The 3,846-nt window shown below is 71.8% G+C and carries 5 protein-coding genes; all 5 read right to left on the minus strand.

Features of this window, described 5'->3' with window-relative positions; genetic code table 11:
- Positions 1-171: 171 nt before the first annotated feature.
- The 5 genes from ABT137_RS50815 to ABT137_RS50835 all read right to left on the minus strand — a co-directional run bounded on the left by ABT137_RS50815 (position 172) and on the right by ABT137_RS50835 (position 3,153).
- On the minus strand, positions 172-786 hold the full coding sequence (locus ABT137_RS50815; RefSeq protein ID WP_351720841.1) for an MFS transporter: 615 nt from the start codon (positions 784-786) through the stop codon (positions 172-174).
- Between the two features lie 471 nt (positions 787-1,257).
- The gene (locus ABT137_RS50820; protein WP_351720843.1) at positions 1,258-1,692 is read right to left on the minus strand and encodes a DUF5994 family protein; all 435 of its coding nucleotides are present in this window, start codon (positions 1,690-1,692) and stop codon (positions 1,258-1,260) included.
- A gap of 247 nt (positions 1,693-1,939) precedes the next feature.
- The gene (locus ABT137_RS50825) at positions 1,940-2,227 is read right to left on the minus strand and encodes a hypothetical protein (RefSeq protein WP_351720844.1); all 288 of its coding nucleotides are present in this window, start codon (positions 2,225-2,227) and stop codon (positions 1,940-1,942) included.
- A gap of 78 nt (positions 2,228-2,305) precedes the next feature.
- Positions 2,306-2,566, minus strand: coding sequence for a hypothetical protein (locus tag ABT137_RS50830; protein WP_351720846.1), 261 nt, complete (start codon positions 2,564-2,566; stop codon positions 2,306-2,308).
- 272 nt (positions 2,567-2,838) lie between these two features.
- Entirely contained in the window at positions 2,839-3,153 is a 315-nt protein-coding gene (locus ABT137_RS50835) for an STAS domain-containing protein (RefSeq protein WP_351720849.1), read from the minus strand.
- Between the last annotated feature and the right edge of the window lie 693 nt (positions 3,154-3,846).

Here is a 3,846-nt window from a genome sequence, read left to right on the forward strand (position 1 = left end):
TCCGCCTACCCGACGGCCTGCTTCCGGCTCCCGGAGACCCGGTCGACCCTGCCCTTCATGGCCCTCAGCCGTCCCGCCAGTCAACGTCCGGCGACGGTACGTGTCAACGCGACGCCGACCGAGTACATCCGGCCGAAGGCCGCCGATCGGCGGAATCCGACAAGTCGGCAGTTACGCGGCAGCGCGCAGTGGCGTCGTCGTCGGCCCGGTCTTCTCGACTGGCGCGAGGGTCAGGGCGCGTACCTGCGGGAGTGCCAGCGGCAGTACGGCGGCGGTCGTGATCAGCGCGGCGGCGGCCGCGAGCGTGGTGCGCAGGCCGAGGAGTTCGGCGGCCGGGCCGGTGAGCAGGTAGGCGACGGGTACGGGCAGGGTCTGGCCGAGCGCCGAGTACGACAGGGTCCGGCCGAGCCGGTCGCCGGGGATGCGCTCCTGCAACAGCGAGGCCCACGCGACCATGGCGATCTCCAGCCCCGCTCCCGCCACCAGCATGGCGGCCACCAGCACCGGCAGGGGTATGCGCACGGCTATCGCCGCGAGGGGCAGCGCCAGCGCGCCCGTTCCGGCACACACGGTCACACCGGCCGCGGACGGCCGCCACACCAGCGCGAGCACGGCGCCGGCGATCAGACCGACGGTGAACGCGGACACGACCACACCCCACGGCCCGGCGCCACCGAGCACCCGCTGCCCGTACAGAGGACCCAGCACCTGATATCCGGCCAGCCACGCGGGCCCGATCAACGCGGCCTGGCCCACCATCACCCCCAGCCAGCGCCGACACCGCACCTCGTACCACCCCTGACACAGGTCGGCCGTGAAGCCCGCACAATCCCAACGAGCCCGGCCATCAGAAAGATCGCTGCGACTTCAGGACAGCGGCACGGTCAGACCCGGCAACACCGCGCCCAGCGGAGGCCGGAGCCCACTCATGAGCCGGTTGCGCTCGCTTACGCGGAGTGCGGGGGCACCACCGGGCCGCGCCGATTGCCGCCGGGCGTCCTCACGGCGGCAACCGGGCGGAGCGGGCCATGCCGGTCTCGTGCGGCTCGCGGCTCCTTGCCGAACCGGCAGACCCCACGGGATCCGGTTTGCGGATCCGGCCCGCTCACAGACCGAGTGCCAGGTCCTCGGTTCTCCAACCACCAAAAGGCACATGAATCTCGACGGACGTGAAGTCCCGGCGCTCCTGGGTCGCGCGCCGAGAGGATCGGGGCAGGACGGCCTGCCCCGCCCCGGCTTCCACCCGGGCCGCGGCCCTCATTCCGGCTGCCCTGCCGTGCCCCCGAGGCGACCGGTGCGGGCGAGGTCCAGCAGCCGCGCGGCGGTCAGCGGGTTCTCGGGGTCGTCGACCGCGGCCATCAGCCGGGCGGCCGTTCCGGCGGACTCCTCGGGCGGGACCACCAGAAGCACCCAGCGTCCCACGGTGTCGCAGTCCAGGGTGATGACGTGCGCCTCGCCCCCGGGTCCAGCCGGCTCCACGGTGATCACCCGGTCGGGGGCCATGACCGCGTGCGGGGCGCCGGGCCATTCGGCAGGGTCGACGGTGACCCGTACCTCGGCGTCCAGGTCCGGTTCCAACGCGCTGACGAGCGAGGGCAGTTCGAGTTCCAGGGCGTCGCAGCGCGGCCACCATGCCCCGTCCAGCGGGCCGTGGCTGACATCCCGGGTGAGGGTCAGGCGGGGTATGGGCATGCGATACGTGTGCGCGTCGGCCGCGGACGCGCCGGCGCCCGGCCTTGTGCCGGCTCCCATCGTGCGGTCCCGTCCCGGGCGCCGCGTGAACGGCCACCCGTCGCGTCACTCGCCGGGAACGGCACCGCCGACCGCGCTGCGCGAAAAGCTCTCGGTGTGGTCAGACTACTCCTGGTCGCGGAGCAGCGGACGGGACCGGTCCTCCTACTCCTGCACATCTCTCACTATTCCTGTATATATCTCGCAGCTACTCCTGTATCTCTGACTCCTCCCTGGCCTCCTCCCGTTCCTCCATCAGGCGAATGCCCTCGTGTGTCAGCGAGACGGCGGCCGGGGTCCGGTGCGAGGTCCAGTCCACGTTGATCAGGCCCTCGTCGGCCAGGTAGACGCAGGCGGCGGAGAGGTCCTCGTCGGGCAGGCCCAGCTCGGCGCGGAGCGCGGATCCGCTGACCTCGGGGCGGTTGTGCTCCACGGCCCCGTACAGGGATCGCAGGACCGCCTTCCGGTTGTTCTTGCGTTCGTGGAGTTTCGTCATGTCTGTCGTTCTCCGAGGTGTTGACGGCCGTGTGGCGACGGCCGGGACGACGGACCCTCCTGGACTCACGGACCCGGGTCACACCTCATCGACGTGCGCCGGCGCCTGCCCCGTCGACTCACTCGTCGCGAGCCACGACCGTGCGGGTTCCGCGGTGCGGGCGGTGTCGAGGGTGAGATGAAGCCGGGTCCCTCCTCCATGTCCGGCGGGGTAGCTGCGCTGCTCGGTCGAGGCGAAGCAGTGACGGAGGACCTCGGCCACACGCCGGGCGGCCTCCGGGGTCGAGGCGACGATGCGAACCTCGGCGTGGCTCTCGGAGGGCAGGGGCTCGTACTCCATACGGACCTCCCTGGCGGGCGGCGGGCAGAACCGCGGACGCGGTCGCTGCCCGACACTCGGTGGACGGTGCGGGGGCGGCTGCGGCGCGTTTCCGTGCGGGCCCATCTGAGTTTCCCGATCGCCCCCCCTTTCTGAAGGGTATGCCGGGGAAGACCGCCCGTGCGTGCCACGGCCGTGCAGGCGGTCCGACCCTTCACGGGTTGCCCACCCCCGGTGACCGAGCGGAGCCGGTCCGGTTCGTCCCGTACCCGGCATCAGCGCGGTGGAGACACTCATCCCGCCGCCGCGGGCGTTCCGCGCCAGGCGTCCTGGGCGCTGGCGTAGGCGGGGAAGCGGCCCAGCACGCCGCCGCCCAGCAGGACGAGGTCGATACCCCGGTTGCAGTGGACGACGCGGACCCAGCCCTGCCGGCGCCGGCAGTCGTCCCACGCCTCGCACAGCGGTCCCAGGATGCTTCCGTCCGCGAAGGTCACCTCACGGAGATCGACGATGAGGAAGACACGCCCGCGTCCCCTGCGGGCGCCCTCCAGAGCGTGCACCAGGGGTGCCACGGTGGTCAGGTCCAGCTCGCCGCGGGCGCTCACCATCCGGCATTCGTCGAACAGTTCGGGCGTAGGGAAAGGCTCAGGCGGTTCGGGATGAGCGCACATGCGCGTCATCTCCTCTGTCCGGGTTGGAGCTTCACCGCGCGCAGAGCCTCTGTTGCGCCGAACGGACTGCACGGAGAGGGCCAGGGCCAAGGGCGACCGCACGCCGAGCCTACTGCCGTGGCGCGCGGTGGGCGCCACGACGGGAACGTCTCCGAAAGGTTCTCATCCGGAGGAAATACACCTAGGCTTGCGGCATTCCGCCGTGCCACAGGTTTCCGCGGAAGGCACACCGTTCGGCAGCCCGTTGGCCGCCCGTGCCCCCGAACCCGGGCAAGGATCGAATTCTCAGCCTTCGCAGAACAGCCGACTCTCATGGCCCACCGCGGTCGGCTGCCCCTGTGTTTCAGCTCGTCCACTTCCCCTCGTCGCGAGACCGGCGCGGTGACCTTCCCGCATGCCGCTGCACGGTCCGACGTGGGGCACCCGGCTCCCGTTCGCGCGCGCCCAAATAAAAAGGGGGGAGCGGCGTGTGGGGAGCCCGGGCGGCCGCCGTCGAGTTCCGGACGACCGGCGGCGGCCGTCGGAAGCAGCGGTGCCGGGCCGGGGAGGGAACGGCGTGAGCCCCCGCCGTTTTCCGGCGGGAGCCTGCAGCCTCCTACGTCCGCAGCAGCCGTTGGGTGAGCTCCCGGT

Origin of the sequence: Streptomyces sp. NPDC001980 (genome assembly GCF_040296885.1) — a bacterium.
GTDB lineage: Bacteria > Actinomycetota > Actinomycetes > Streptomycetales > Streptomycetaceae > Streptomyces.

Bases quoted from the DNA above. Each gene is read 5' to 3' on its own strand.
- ABT137_RS50820 (WP_351720843.1), bottom strand. From the start codon at position 1,692: ATGCCCATACCCCGCCTGACCCTCACCCGGGATGTCAGCCACGGCCCG.
- ABT137_RS50825 (WP_351720844.1), bottom strand. From the start codon at position 2,227: ATGACGAAACTCCACGAACGCAAGAACAACCGGAAGGCGGTCCTGCGA.
- ABT137_RS50830 (WP_351720846.1), bottom strand. From the start codon at position 2,566: ATGGAGTACGAGCCCCTGCCCTCCGAGAGCCACGCCGAGGTTCGCATC.
- ABT137_RS50835 (WP_351720849.1), bottom strand. From the start codon at position 3,153: ATGGTGAGCGCCCGCGGCGAGCTGGACCTGACCACCGTGGCACCCCTG.